This window comes from Streptomyces sp. GC420 (assembly GCF_009916105.1).
In the GTDB taxonomy this organism is placed as follows: domain Bacteria; phylum Actinomycetota; class Actinomycetes; order Streptomycetales; family Streptomycetaceae; genus Streptomyces.
On record NZ_JAAAXQ010000268.1, the window covers coordinates 1 to 11,767 of the forward strand.

7 protein-coding genes are annotated in these 11,767 nt (G+C 71.5%); 3 read left to right on the forward strand and 4 right to left on the reverse strand.

The genetic code is table 11. The features are described 5' to 3' along the window. Window positions 1–2: 2 nt before the first annotated feature. Window positions 3–770 carry a VWA domain-containing protein gene (locus GUY61_RS26925; RefSeq protein ID WP_166632844.1) on the reverse strand — a complete coding sequence of 256 codons (768 nt, stop codon included), beginning with the start codon at window positions 768–770 and terminating at the stop codon, window positions 3–5. 163 nt (window positions 771–933) lie between these two features. Between GUY61_RS26925 and GUY61_RS26930 the strand changes: the two genes are divergently transcribed. Together GUY61_RS26930 and GUY61_RS26935 are read left to right on the forward strand one after the other, a co-directional pair. Beyond that, on the forward strand, window positions 934–1,848 hold the full coding sequence (locus GUY61_RS26930; RefSeq protein WP_166632845.1) for a rhomboid family intramembrane serine protease: 915 nt from the start codon (window positions 934–936) through the stop codon (window positions 1,846–1,848). A gap of 283 nt (window positions 1,849–2,131) precedes the next feature. Further along, window positions 2,132–3,025, forward strand: coding sequence for a chitosanase (locus tag GUY61_RS26935; protein ID WP_166632846.1), 894 nt, complete (start codon window positions 2,132–2,134; stop codon window positions 3,023–3,025). A 186-nt stretch (window positions 3,026–3,211) separates the two neighbouring features. Here the strand turns inward: GUY61_RS26935 and GUY61_RS26940 are convergent, their stop codons facing one another. From GUY61_RS26940 to GUY61_RS26950, 3 genes are all read right to left on the reverse strand, one after another. Then, a complete protein-coding gene (locus GUY61_RS26940) occupies window positions 3,212–4,693 on the reverse strand; it encodes a glutamate synthase subunit beta (protein ID WP_166632847.1) in 1,482 nt (493 codons plus the stop codon). Further along, the gene (gene gltB / locus GUY61_RS26945) at window positions 4,686–9,251 is read right to left on the reverse strand and encodes a glutamate synthase large subunit (protein ID WP_166632848.1); all 4,566 of its coding nucleotides are present in this window, start codon (window positions 9,249–9,251) and stop codon (window positions 4,686–4,688) included. The genes GUY61_RS26940 and gltB overlap by 8 nt, the downstream gene beginning before the upstream one ends. Before the next feature lie 310 nt (window positions 9,252–9,561). Continuing rightward, the gene (locus GUY61_RS26950) at window positions 9,562–10,293 is read right to left on the reverse strand and encodes a VIT1/CCC1 transporter family protein (RefSeq protein ID WP_166632849.1); all 732 of its coding nucleotides are present in this window, start codon (window positions 10,291–10,293) and stop codon (window positions 9,562–9,564) included. A gap of 528 nt (window positions 10,294–10,821) precedes the next feature. Between GUY61_RS26950 and GUY61_RS26955 the strand changes: the two genes are divergently transcribed. Continuing rightward, window positions 10,822–11,767: ADP-ribosylglycohydrolase family protein (locus tag GUY61_RS26955; protein ID WP_166632850.1), on the forward strand; the 946-nt coding region annotated here is incomplete at its 3' end.

Here is an 11,767-nt window from a genome sequence, read left to right on the forward strand (position 1 = left end):
CCTTACGACCCCTTCTTCGACTCGGTCCACCGGCCGGCGGCCCGCGCCGCGCGCAGCCACTGCGGGAACTCACCGACCAGGCGGTCGTACAGCTCCTCGTCGCGCATCCGGCGCGGGTCCGCGCCCGCGTGGAAGAAGCCGGCGTTGTCGACGGGACGCTTGGACGGGACCGCGAGGTCGTCCAGTCTGCGCAGGAAGTCGAACTGGCGGCTGTTCGGGTCCCCGAAACCCACGAACTGCCAGAACAGGGGGAGTTTCGCGGCCTTGCAGAGGTAGCGCTCGGCGGCGTGCCTGCTGATGGGGCCCCCGTCCGTCTGGAAGACGACGAGGGCGGGGGCGGTGGAGCCGGAGTCGATGTAGTGGTCGATGACGGCGTCCATGGCCAGGTGGTAGCTGGTCTTGCCCATGTGTCCCAGCCCGGCGGCGATCTCCTCGACGCGCCCGTGGTGGTTGTCCAGCGAGACGTCGGTGACGGCGTCGACGTCCGTGGAGAAGAAGACGACCGGGACCCGGCCGTCGTCGTCGAGGTTGGCGGACAGCCCGAGCACCCGGTCGGCGAGCGCCTGGACACTGCCGTCCTTGTAGTAGGGCTTCATCGAGCCGGAGTAGTCGATGACGAGGTAGACGGCGGCCCGGTGCCCGTCCAGGCCGTGCTTGCGGAGACTGACGCCCGCGTTCTTGTAGAGGCCGACCAGCGCCGGCGCCCGCTGTTCCATCTTGCCGAGGCTGATGGCGGGGCCTGTACCGGTGGTGAGGACTGCTCCGGCCATGCGGGCGCTCCGTTTCCGTGCGGGGTGACGTGCGGTCGGGGACTGCCTTGCCGACGTGGGGGGATGCCCCGAGATTACGTGACGGTCACCGGGCCGGGCGTCAACCGGCCATAACCGTTCGGTACTTTGTTCGCCGCTCACTCATCTCAAGGAGAGCCCGGCGATGGACGCCTCCCCCGCCCCGCGGGTCACCACCTGCTACCGGCACCCCGCGTACGAGACGTACGTCCGCTGCACCCGCTGCGACCGTTTCATCTGTCCCAGCTGCATGCGCGAGGCCCCGGTGGGCCACCAGTGCGTGGAGTGCGTGAAGGAGGGCGCCCGCAGCGTCCGCCGGCCCCGCACCGTATTCGGCGGCCGGATCTCCGCGGTGCCCGCCGTGACGTACGCGCTGATGACGCTGAACATCCTCGCGTACCTCGCGGAGTTGCTCCGCCCGGCGCTCGTCGACGACTTCGGGGCGGTGGGGCACGGGCTGGTGGGCCCGGACGGGGCGCGCTACCTCTTCGACGGGGAGGCGTACCCGGGGTATGGGGCGGAAGGCATCGCGTACGGCGAGTGGTACCGCCTGATCACCTCGGCGTTCCTGCATCTCCCGCCGGGCGACGGCTATTTCGGGGTGCTGCACGTCCTGATGAACATGTACTGCCTGTGGCAGCTCGGCCCCGCGGTCGAGTCGGTCCTCGGCCGGTCCCGCTTCCTCGGGCTGTACCTGCTGTCGGCGCTGGGCGGCTCGGTGCTCGTGTACCTGATCTCCCCTCAGGAGCTCGTCGTGGGCGCCTCGGGCGCGCTGTTCGGGCTGGCGGGCGCCTACTACGTGATCAGCCGCAGACTCGGCCACGACCTCCGGGCGGCGAACAGGTTCCTGATGATCTTCCTGGTGTGGATGCTGCTCTCGGCCCGCTTCACCTCCTGGGAGGGCCACCTCGGCGGGCTGCTGGCGGGCGGCGCGCTCACGCTGGCGTACGCGTACGCGCCGGCGAAGCGGCGCACGCTGCTGCACCTGGGCGCGGGCGCGGCGATGCTGGCCCTGCTGGTGGTGCTGGTCCTCGCCAGGACGCAGCAGCTGACGGCCTGAGGGCCCGTACCGCGCCGGCGGCGGCGGCCTCCTGGACGGGGCCCCGGAGCCCCGGCTCGTGCTCGGGTTCGGCCTCCTGGACGGGTCCCGGCTCGTGCTCCGGGCCTGGTTCCGGGCCTGGTTCCGGACCGGGCTCCGGACCGGGCTCCGGACCGGGCTCCGGACCGGGCTCCGGACCGGGCTCCGGCCGCCTGATCACGCCGGCATCACGGCCGCATCACATCGGCGCCGGCCTGGCCGACCCTCGCCACGAAGACCGTTTCCTGCCCCTTACGCTGGCCGGATGAAGCGTGTCGGCTGTCTGGTGTTCGTCGTTCTCGTTCTCGGTGCCGTCTTCTACCACTACAGCGCCGACCCGGGTCCCGGGGCCTCGGACGCCTCGGTCCGGGCGCAGCGGGCCGAGCGCGAGGAACAGGCCCGCAAGGAGCGGGAGCGGCGGGAGCTGGAGGAGCGGATCGCCGCGATGCCGCCCGGACTGGCCCACCCGGACAAGAAGGAGCTCGCCTCGCAGCTCGTGGCCAGCGCCGACAACTCCACCCTGGACTGGCGCGGCCAGTACGACTACATCGAGGACATCGGCGACGGCAACGGCTACACCGCCGGCATCATCGGGTTCTGCTCCGGCACCCACGACATGCTGGAACTCGTCGAGCGGTACACCGAGTCCCGTCCGGACAACCGGCTCGCGCGCCACCTCCCCGCCCTCCGCCGGGTCGACGGCACCGACTCGCACAAGGGCCTCGGCCGCGGTTTCGTCGAGGCGTGGAAGGCGGAGGCCTCCGTGCCGGCCTTCCGCAGGGCGCAGGAGAGCGAACGGGACCGCGTCTACTTCGACCCGGCGGTCCGCCAGGCCAAGATGGACGGCCTGGGCACCCTCGGCCAGTTCATCTACTACGACACCATGGTCCTGCACGGCAACGGGACCGAGGACGACGCCTTCTACGGCATCCGCGAGGCGGTGCTCGAACGGGCGGGCACCCCGGCCGAGGGCGGTGACGAGAGGACGTACCTCGACGCGTTCCTGGACGCGCGCCGGGCCGTGATGAAGGCGAGCCGGGCGTACAAGGACACCAGCCGCATCGACACGGCCCAGCGGGTCTTCGTCCGGAACGGGAACTGGGACCTGCGGACCCCGCTGGTGTGGCAGGTGTACGGGGAGACGTTCCGCGTCGCCTGAGGGTCCGGGCGCCGCCGGACAGACAGGGGCCGCTGCCCGCCGGCCTGCGCGCCGGCGGCCGGGGCTTCGGCAGCCGGGGCTTCGGCGGCCGGGGCACGGCGAAGCGCCTGCCGTCGTCCGGTCGGGGACAAGGCAGGCGCTTCAGTTCCGTACGCCGTTGTACGGGACGTTTCTGCGGCGGGACCGTCAGACGGTCAGCGCGCGGTCGGTCGGCCGGATCGGGGCCGGCAGGTCGCTGGCACCGGTCAGGTAGCGGTCCACACCGCGGGCGGCGGAGCGGCCCTCGGCGATGGCCCACACGATGAGGGACTGGCCGCGCCCGGCGTCACCGGCGACGAAGACGCCGGGGACGTTGGTCTGGTAATCGGCGTCCCGCGCGATGTTGCCGCGCTCGTCCAGCTCCAGGCCGAACTGCTCGACGAGGCCGTTCTCCCGGTCGGTGCCGGTGAAGCCCATGGCGAGGGTGACCAACTGGGCGGGGATCTTCCGCTCGGTGCCCGGCTTCTGGGTCAGCCTGCCGTCGACGAACTCGACCTCGATCATGTGCAGCCACTGGACGTTGCCGTCCTCGTCGCCCTCGAAGTGGGTCGTGGAGACGGAGTAGACCCGTCCCTCGTCGCCCCCCGCCAGCGCCGCGGTCTCCTCGTGGGCCGAGGTGACCTTGTACAGCATGGGGAAGGTCGGCCACGGCTGGCCGGCGCTGCGCTCCTCGCCCGGCCTCGGCATGATCTCCAGCTGGGTGACGGAGAGCGCGCCCTGCCGGTTGGCGGTGCCGACGCAGTCGGCGCCGGTGTCGCCGCCGCCGATGACGACGACGTGCTTGCCCTCCGCGCTGATCGGCGAGGTGACGAAGTCGCCCTCCTGCACCTTGTTGGCCAGCGGCAGGTACTCCATCGCCTGGTGCACGCCCTTGAGCTCCCGCCCGGGGACGGGCAGGTCACGGGCGGTGGTGGCGCCCACGGCGAGGACGACCGCGTCGTACCGCTTGCGCAGCGCGGAGGCGGGCATGTCCCGGCCGATCTCCACGCCGGGGCGGAACTTGGTGCCCTCCGCGCGCATCTGCTCGATGCGGCGGTTGATGTGCCGCTTCTCCATCTTGAACTCGGGGATGCCGTAGCGGAGCAGGCCGCCGATGCGGTCGGCGCGCTCGTAGACGGCGACCGTGTGGCCGGCCCGGGTCAGCTGCTGGGCCGCGGCGAGACCCGCCGGGCCCGAGCCGACGACGGCGACGGTCTTGCCGGAGAGGCGGTCCGGGGGCTGGGGCACCACGGTGCCGGCGTCCCAGGCCTTGTCGATGATGGAGACCTCGACGTTCTTGATGGTCACCGCCGGCTGGTTGATGCCCAGCACGCAGGCCGCCTCGCAGGGCGCGGGGCAGAGCCTGCCGGTGAACTCCGGGAAGTTGTTGGTCGCGTGCAGCCGCTCGTACGCGCCGCGCCAGTCCTCGCGGTAGGCGTAGTCGTTCCACTCGGGGATCAGGTTCCCCAGCGGACAGCCGTTGTGGCAGAACGGGATGCCGCAGTCCATGCAGCGCGAGGCCTGCGTCGTGATGATCGGCAGCAGCGAGCCCGGAACGTAGACCTCGTTCCAGTCCTTGACGCGTTCCTCGACGGGCCGGGACTCGGCGGCCTCACGGCCGTGGTTGAGAAAGCCCTTCGGGTCAGCCATTGATCGCCGCCTCCATCATCTTCTCGGTGGTCTCGGACTCCGAGAGCCCGGCGCGCTCGGCGGCTTCCTTGGCGGCGAGTACGGCCTTGTACGTGGTCGGGATGATCTTGCTGAAGCGGGAGACGGCCGTGTCCCAGTCGGCGAGCAGCTTCTCGGCGACGGTGGAGCCGGTCTCCTCGGCGTGGCGGCGCACCACATCGTGCAGCCACTGCCTGTCGGTGTCGTCCAGGGCCTCGATGGCACCCAGTGCCTCGGCGTTGACGTTGTCGCGGTTCAGGTCGATGACGTACGCGACGCCGCCGGACATGCCGGCCGCGAAGTTGCGGCCCGTCTCGCCCAGCACCACCGCGTGGCCGCCGGTCATGTACTCGCAGCCGTGGTCGCCGACGCCTTCCGAGACCACCAGCGCGCCGGAGTTGCGGACGCAGAAGCGTTCGCCGGTGCGGCCGCGCAGGAACATCTCGCCGCCGGTCGCGCCGTAGCCGATGGTGTTGCCCGCGATGGTGGAGTACTCGGCGAGGTGCTCGGCGCCCCGGTCCGGGCGGACGATCAGCCGGCCGCCGGACAGGCCCTTGCCGACGTAGTCGTTGGCGTCGCCCTCCAGGCGGAGGGTGACACCGCGCGGCACGAAGGCGCCGAAGGACTGGCCGGCGGAGCCGGTGAAGGTGATGTCGATGGTGTCGTCGGGCAGGCCCGCACCGCCGAACTTCTTCGTCACCTCGTGGCCGAGCATCGTGCCGACGGTCCGGTTGATGTTGCGGATCGCGACCTGGGCGCGCACCGGCTGGGCGTCCTCGGCGGAGGGCGCGTTCAGTGCGTCGGCGGCGAGCCTGATCAGCTCGTTGTCGAGCGCCTTCTCCAGCCCGTGGTCCTGCGTGGTCACCTGGTGGCGGGCCGCGCCCTCGGGCAGTTCGGGGACGTGGAGGAGCGGGGTCAGGTCGAGGCCCTGCGCCTTCCAGTGGTCCACGGCCCGGCTGGTGTCGAGGAGCTCGGCGTGGCCGACGGCGTCCTCGAGGGTGCGGAAGCCCAGCTCGGCGAGGAGTTCGCGTACCTCCTGGGCGATGAACTCGAAGAAGTTGACGATGTACTCGGCCTTGCCGGTGAAGCGGTCGCGCAGCACCGGGTTCTGGGTGGCGATGCCGACCGGGCAGGTGTCGAGGTGGCAGACGCGCATCATGACGCAGCCGGAGACGACGAGCGGCGCGGTCGCGAAACCGAACTCCTCGGCGCCGAGCAGCGCGGCGATGACGACGTCGCGGCCGGTCTTGAGCTGGCCGTCGGTCTGCACGACGATCCGGTCCCGCAGCCCGTTGAGCAGCAGGGTCTGCTGGGTCTCGGCGAGGCCGAGCTCCCAGGGGCCGCCCGCGTGCTTGAGGGAGGTCAGCGGGGAGGCGCCCGTACCGCCGTCGTGGCCGGAGATGAGCACGACGTCCGCGTGGGCCTTGGACACACCGGCCGCGACCGTGCCGACGCCGACCTCGGAGACCAGCTTCACGTGGATGCGGGCCTGCGGGTTGGCGTTCTTGAGGTCGTGGATCAGCTGGGCGAGGTCCTCGATGGAGTAGATGTCGTGGTGCGGCGGCGGGGAGATCAGGCCCACGCCGGGGGTGGAGTGCCGGGTCCTGGCCACCCACGGGTAGACCTTGTGGCCGGGCAGCTGGCCGCCCTCGCCGGGCTTGGCGCCCTGGGCCATCTTGATCTGGATGTCGTCCGCGTTGACCAGGTACTCGCTGGTGACGCCGAAGCGGCCGGAGGCGACCTGCTTGATGCTGGACCGGCGCGCCGGGTCGTACAGGCGCTCCGGGTCCTCGCCGCCCTCACCGGTGTTGGACTTGCCGCCCAGCTGGTTCATGGCGATGGCGAGGGTCTCGTGCGCCTCCTTGGAGATCGAGCCGTAGCTCATGGCTCCGGTGGAGAAGCGCTTGACGATCTCGCTGACCGGCTCGACCTCGTCGACCGGGATCGAGGGGCGGCCGGACTTGAGGCTGAACAGGCCGCGCAGGGTCATCAGCCGCTCGGACTGCTCGTCCACGCGCCGGGTGTACTGCTTGAAGATGTCGTAGCGGCGCGAACGCGTGCCGTGCTGGAGCCGGAAGATCGTCTCCGGGTCGAACAGATGCGGCTCGCCCTCGCGGCGCCACTGGTACTCGCCGCCGATCTCCAGGCGGCGGTGCGCCGGGGCGATGCCGGAGACCGGGTACGCCTTGGCGTGGCGGGCGGCGACCTCCTTGGCGACGACTTCGAGGCCGGCGCCGCCGATCTTCGTCGCGGTGCCGTTGAAGTACTTGTCCACGAAGGCCTCGTCGAGGCCGACGGCCTCGAAGACCTGGGCGCCGCGGTACGAGGCCACGGTGGAGATGCCCATCTTGGACATGACCTTCAGGACGCCCTTGCCGAGCGCCTTGATGAGGTTCCTGATGGCGACCTCGGGCTCCAGGCCCTGGATGAAGGTGCCCGCGCGCAGCAGGTCCTCCACGGACTCCATCGCGAGGTACGGGTTGACCGCGGCGGCGCCGTAGCCGATGAGCAGGGCGACGTGGTGGACCTCGCGGACGTCACCGGCCTCGACGAGCAGGCCCACGTGGGTGCGCTGCTTGGTGCGGATCAGGTGGTGGTGGACTGCGGAGGTCAGCAGCAGCGAGGGGATCGGCGCGTGCTCGGCGTCCGAGTGCCGGTCGGAGAGCACGATCAGCCGGGCGCCGTCCGCTATGGCGGAGTCGGCCTCGGCGCAGATCTCATCCAGGCGTGCGGCCAGCGCGTCGCCGCCGCCGGAGACCCGGTAGAGGCCGGAGAGGGTCGCGGCCTTCATGCCGGGCATGTCGCCGTCGGCGTTGATGTGGATGAGCTTGGCCAGCTCGTCGTTGTCGATCACCGGGAAGGGCAGGGTGACCGAGCGGCAGGACGCGGCGGTGGGCTCCAGCAGGTTGCCGGCCGGGCCGAGCGAGGAGCGCAGCGAGGTGACGAGCTCCTCGCGGATCGCGTCCAGCGGCGGGTTGGTGACCTGGGCGAACAGCTGGGTGAAGTAGTCGAACAGCAGCCGGGGGCGCTCGGAGAGCGCGGCGATCGGCGAGTCGGTGCCCATGGAGCCGATGGGCTCGGCGCCGGTGCGGGCCATCGGCGCGACGAGGACGCGCAGCTCTTCCTCGGTGTAGCCGAAGGTCTGCTGGCGGCGGGTGACGGAGGCGTGGGTGTGCACGATGTGCTCGCGCTCGGGGAGGTCGCCGAGCTCGATGGTCCCGGCCTCGAGCCACTCCTGGTAGGGGTGCTCGGCGGCGAGCTTCGCCTTGATCTCGTCGTCCTCGATGATGCGGTGCTCGGCGGTGTCGACGAGGAACATCCGGCCGGGCTGGAGGCGGCCCTTGCGGACGACCCTGGCGGGGTCGATGTCGAGGACGCCGACCTCGGAGGAGAGCACGACGAGGCCGTCGTCGGTGACCCAGTAGCGGCCGGGGCGCAGGCCGTTGCGGTCGAGTACCGCGCCGACCTGGACACCGTCGGTGAAGGTGACGCAGGCGGGGCCGTCCCAGGGCTCCATCTGCGTGGCGTGGTACTGGTAGAACGCCCGGCGGGCCGGGTCCATGGAGTCGTGGTTCTCCCACGCCTCGGGGACCATCATCAGCACCGCGTGCGGCAGCGAGCGGCCGCCCAGGTGCAGCAGCTCGAGCACCTCGTCGAAGGTCGCCGAGTCGGAGGCGTCCGGGGTGCAGATCGGGAAGACCCGCTCCAGGCCCTTCTCGCCGAACAGGTCGGAGACGAGCTGCGACTCGCGGGCCCGCATCCAGTTCCGGTTGCCCTTGACCGTGTTGATCTCGCCGTTGTGCGCGACGAAGCGGTACGGGTGGGCCAGCGGCCAGCTCGGGAAGGTGTTGGTGGAGAAGCGGGAGTGGACCAGGGACACGGCCGTGGCGATACGGCGGTCGGACAGGTCCGGGAAGAAGGGCTCGAGCTGGCCGGTGGTCAGCATGCCCTTGTAGACGATCGTCCGGGCGGAGAGCGACGGGAAGTAGACACCGGTCTCGCGCTCGGCGCGCTTGCGCAGCGCGAACGCCTTGCGGTCCAGCTCGATGCCACTGGTCCCGGCCGCGCTGTCGGCGACGAACAGCTGGCGGAAGGCGGGCATCGTGGCGCGGGCGGTGGCGCCCAGCAGGTCGGGGGCGACCGGGACCTCGCGCCAGCCGAGGACGTCCAGGCCCTCCTCGGCGGCGATGGCCTCGATGGCGGCCGCGGCCGGCTCGGGGTCCTCGATGGGCAGGAAGGCGATGCCGACGGCGTAGGAACCCGCCTCGGGCAGGTCGAATCCGGCCACCTCACGCAGGAAGGCGTCGGGGACCTGGAGCAGGATTCCCGCGCCGTCGCCGGAGTCGGGCTCGGAGCCGGTGGCGCCGCGGTGCTCGAGATTGCGGAGTACGGTCAGCGCCTGCTCGACCAGCTCGTGGCTCGCCTCGCCGGTGAGGGTGGCCACAAAGCCGACGCCACAGGCGTCGTGCTCGTTGCTCGGGTCGTACATCCCCTGCTGTGCGGGGCGACCGTCCATGGGCGACCAGGCGTCGGAACGCATCGGCTCTCCCGTCGTCGTCGTGGCATATGTGCGTGCCGAGGGACGACGTTGGCCCTGGCGAAATTTCATGCAGGTTACATAATGAACGCGTTCCCGGGAAGCGGAAGCCACGTTTCAGCATTCGGACACCGCTCGTAGCGGTGATTGATGGACAGAGGCGGACAGATCGTTGTCCGCGGGACGGTCCCAGAGCAGGCGTCGTTGCCCAAGCGCCCCGGTGTCATGCCCGTCGGTTAAGGACTCGAAACCGCCGAGTAACAGACTACTTATGTGGCGCAATACATACTGGCTCGATCCTGCTCCCAGTGTCTCATCCGACCGTCGTACCGAACAGGACGCCAAGCCCGTAGGTGAGGGCCGCGGCGGTCCCGCCGAGCAGCAACTGCCGCGTTCCGCTGAACCACCACGAGCGGGCAGTGATTCTCGCCACCACGGCACCGCAGGCGAAGAGTCCCAGCAGGGACACGATGACGGCGGGCCACAGCGCGGTGGCTCCCAGTAGGTACGGCAGCACGGGCAGGACGGCGCCCACCGCGAACGCGCCGAAGGACGACACGGCGGCCACGGCCGGTGACGGCAGTTCCCCGGGATCGACGCCGAGTTCCTCCCTGGCGTGTATCTCCAGGGCCTGCTCGGGGTCCTTGGAGAGCTGCCGGGCGACTTCGTGGGCCAGCTTCGGTTCCACGCCCCGGGACTCGTAGAGGGCCGCGAGCTCCTTCATCTCGTCCTTCGGGGAGTTGCGCAGCTCGTTGCGCTCGACCTCCAGTTCCGCGAGGACGAGTTCGCGCTGGGAGGCCACCGAGGTGTACTCGCCGGCGGCCATGGAGAAGGCGCCCGCGGCGAGGCCTGCGAGGCCGGTGATGACGATGGTTCGCGGTGAGACGTTGCCGCCCGCGACGCCGGTGATCAGCGCCAGGTTGGACACAAGGCCGTCCATCGCCCCGAACACGGCGGGCCGGAGCCAGCCGCCGTTCACGTCGCGGTGGGTGTGGTTGTCCCGGTGGGCGTCGTGCAGCGACGCCTCGGAGCCGATGACGGACATCTCGCTCGGACGCTCCTCGTCTGGAGTGGGTCTTGGGGTGACTACGTATCGAACGTACGCGTGCATCGACCCCCTCTGCCAGCAAGGAAGGCCATACTCACCAGCCACGCCGGGGGCGCAAATGCTGCGATGCCGGACGGGTGACAGTGAGGTTTCCGGGCGGCGGGACGGCCGGTGCGGTGGGACATATGGATAACAGTCCGCGGACGTCCCGCGTCACGTGGGCGTCCCACGTCGCGTGGGGCCGCGGAGAACAGCGAACGCAAAGAGGCCGTGATGGAGCCGATTGCATGCAATGCGGGCCCGCTCCCGCGGATGTCCCCCGCCGCCTCCGCCGGAGCAGGAGCCTGCGCCGGCACCCCGGCCGCACCGCCGCCCTCGGCGCCGCGGGCCGCACGGCCGGATGCCGCGCCGGCCGCGCCCTCATCGCCCGGATCACTCACCGGAGCACGCACCGGACCGCCCGCAGGATCACCCGCCGGAACTGCGGCCGCACCGCCGACCGCCCGGCAGAGGGGCGAGGGCGCGCTGCTCGGACTCGCCGTCGGCGATGCCCTCGGTGCGCCCGCGGAGAACATGAAGCCCTCCGAGATCCGCAAGCGCTGGGGTCGCATCGAGGGCTTCGTGTCCGAGGACCCGGCCGGTACGGACGACACGGAGTACGCGATCTTCTCCGGGCTGCTGCTGTCCCGGCACGGCTCGGACCTGACCGTGGCGGATGTCGAGTCCGCCTGGCACCACTGGATCGCCGACCTCGACGAGGGCCCCTTCAAGGGCGCGGGCTTCAGCGAGCGCGGCACGCTGGAGAACCTCCGCCGCGGCCTGGCCGCCCCCATCACCGCCCAGCACCGGCACGCCTGGAGCGACGGCCTCGCGATGCGGGCGGCGCCCTTCGGCGTCCACGCGGCGGGGCGGCCCGCCGAGGCCGCGCGCCTGGTCGCCGTCGACGGCAGCGTCAGCCACGAGGGCGAGGGCATCTACGGGGGCCAGGCCGTCGCGGCGGGCGTCGCGGCGGCCATGGCGGGCGCGAGCGTCGACGCCGTGATCGCCTCCGCCCTCTCGGTCATCCCCGAGGACTCCTGGACCGCGCGCTCCCTGCGCCGGGCGGTGGCCGCCGCCCGGCGGCCGCACCGCAGCCCCGTCCAGACGGAGCGCGCCGTCCGGCGCGCGGTCGTCGTCGGCGGCTATCCGTGGACCGACCTCGCTCCAGAGGCTGTCGGCCTCGCCTTCGGCGCCTTCACGGCGGCCCGCGGCGACTTCGTCTCCGCCGTGCTGACCGCCGTCAACATGGGACGCGACGCCGACACCACGGCCGCCGTGGCGGGCGCCCTGGCCGGCGCCCTGTGCGGCGTCGGCGCCATCCCGGAACCCTGGGCCACGGCCATCGGCCCCGTCCGGGGCACCTGTCTGCCCGCCATGCGCGGCCACCACATCCTCACCATCGCGGCCCTCCTCACCCCCGAGGCCCCGGCCC